At 70.2% G+C, this 2,288-nt stretch carries 1 protein-coding gene; it reads left to right on the plus strand.

All coding sequences use genetic code 11. From position 1 onward, the window contains the following. Positions 1–81: 81 nt before the first annotated feature. Positions 82–2,288 (plus strand): condensation domain-containing protein (locus tag ACFVXH_RS41225; RefSeq protein WP_387831224.1); only part of this gene is annotated, 2,207 nt, incomplete at its 3' end.

Here is a 2,288-nt window from a genome sequence, read left to right on the forward strand (position 1 = left end):
GAACGGATGTACCGGACGGGCGACTTGGGTCGTTGGCGTGCGGACGGGGTGTTGGAGTATGTGGGGCGTGCGGACGACCAGGTGAAGATCCGGGGTTTCCGGGTCGAGCCGGGTGAGGTCGCGGCGGTGCTGTTGGCGCACGAGGCGGTGGCGCAGGCCGCGGTCGTGGCGCGCGAGGACCGGCCGGGCGACAAGCGCCTGGTCGGCTACGTCGTCCCGGTGAACGGTCGGAACGTGGACGCGGCGGAACTGCGTCACTTCCTGGTCAAGCGGCTTCCGCGTCACATGGTGCCGTCGGTGGTGGTGGTGCTGGAGGCGTTGCCGATCACGCCGAACGGCAAGCTGGACCAGCGCGCGTTGCCCGCACCTGCCGCCACCGCCGTCGAGCCGGGCGGACGCGCACCGCGCTCGGTGCAGGAGGAACTGCTCTGCGGCATCTTCGCGGAGCTGCTGGGCCTGCCGTCGGTGGGGATCGACGACGACTTCTTCGCGCTGGGCGGGCACTCGCTCCTCGCGGCCCGGCTGATCAGCCGCATCCGCGGCACCTTCGGTGCCGAACTCGGGATCCGCGACCTGTTCGACGCCTCCACGGTCGTCGGCGTCGCCGAGAAGCTCAAGGACGGCCGCCCGGCGCGTCCGGCGCTGGTGGCGGGGGAGCGGCCGGAGGTGCTGCCGCTGTCGTTCGCCCAGCAGCGGCTGTGGTTCCTCGACCAGCTGGAGGGCGCTTCCGCGACCTACAACAGCCCGTTCGCGTTCCGTCTCCACGGCGCGGTGGACGTCGAGGCGCTCCGTGCGGCGATCGGTGACGTGGTCGGCCGGCACGAGGCCCTGCGGACGGTCTATCCCGCGGTCGACGGACAGCCCCGCCAGCTGGTGCTGCCCGCCCAGGACGTCCAGGTGCCCTTCACGGTCGTGGAGTACGGGAGCGACACGCTGGACGAGGCGGTGCGCGGGGCCGCGTTCACCCCGTTCGACCTGTCCACCGACCTGCCCGTACGGGTGGTGTTGTTCAGGCTCGGCGAGGGCGAGTCGGTGCTGGTGGTGACCTTGCACCACATCGCGAGTGACGGTTGGTCGATGGAGCCGCTGTGGGAGGGCGTGGCGTCGGCCTACCGCGCGCGCCTGGCCGGGGTTGCTCCGGAGTGGTCGCCGTTGCCGGTGCAGTACGCGGATTACACGCTGTGGCAGCAGGGTCTGTTGGGTGGGGTCCTGGATCAGCAACTTGCCTACTGGTCGGGGGTGTTGCGGGATGCGCCGCAGGAGGTGGCGCTGCCGTTGGATCGGCCGCGGTCGGGGGTGGCTTCGCGTGCGGGTGGTCTGGTGGAGTTCGGGCTGGATGCCGGGCTGCATGCGGAGTTGGAGGGCCTGGCGCGTCGGCATGGCGTGACGCTGTTCATGGTGCTGCACGCGGGCCTGGCGGCTCTGTTGTCGCGGTTGGGCGCGGGGACGGACATCCCCATCGGCACGGTGGTGGCGGGGCGTTCGGATGAGGCGTTGGACAAGCTGGTCGGGTTCTTCGTGAACACGCTGGTGCTGCGGACGGATGTGTCGGGTGCGCCGACCTTCGGTGAGTTGCTGGGGCGGGTCCGGGACACGGATCTGGCGGCGTTCACCCACCAGGACCTGCCGTTCGAGCGCCTGGTGGAGGAGCTGAACCCCGTCCGCTCCGCCTCGGTGCACCCGTTGTTCCAGGTGATGCTGGTCCTGCAGAACAACAGCGCGGTCAGCCTCCAACTCCCGGGCATCACCCTGGAATCGGAGACCTTCGACACGGCGCCGGCCCGGTTCGACCTCAACTTCGCCTTCACCGAGGCCTGGGCTGCCGATGGCACGCCCGGTGGGATCCAGGTGGAGCTGCAGTACGCCGTGGACCTCTTCGACCACGGCACGGTGGAGGTGCTGGGCCGCCGTCTCGGTTCGCTGTTGACCGCCATGGTCGCGGATCCGGAGCAGTTGGTCGGGTCGGTTGAGGTGTTGGTGGGTGGCGAGCGTGAGTTGGTCGTGTCGGGGTGGGGTGGTGGTGGGGGTCCGGTGCCGGCGGGGACGGTGCCGGGGCTGTTTGCGGAGCAGGTGGTGCGGGCTCCGGGTGCGGTGGCGGTGGCGGATGGTGATCGCCGGTTGTCGTACGGGGAGTTGGATGTTCTGTCGGATCGGATGGCCGCGCGGTTGGTGGAGTCCGGTCTGGAGCGGGGCGGGTTGGTGGGGGTCTGCCTGGGGCGTGGGGCGGATCTCGTGGTGGCGTTGTTGGGTGTGTTGAAGGCGGGTGGTGGTTACACGCTGTTGGATCC

Origin of the sequence: Kitasatospora sp. NPDC058184 (assembly GCF_042883725.1) — a bacterium.
In the GTDB taxonomy this organism is placed as follows: Bacteria; Actinomycetota; Actinomycetes; order Streptomycetales; family Streptomycetaceae; genus Kitasatospora.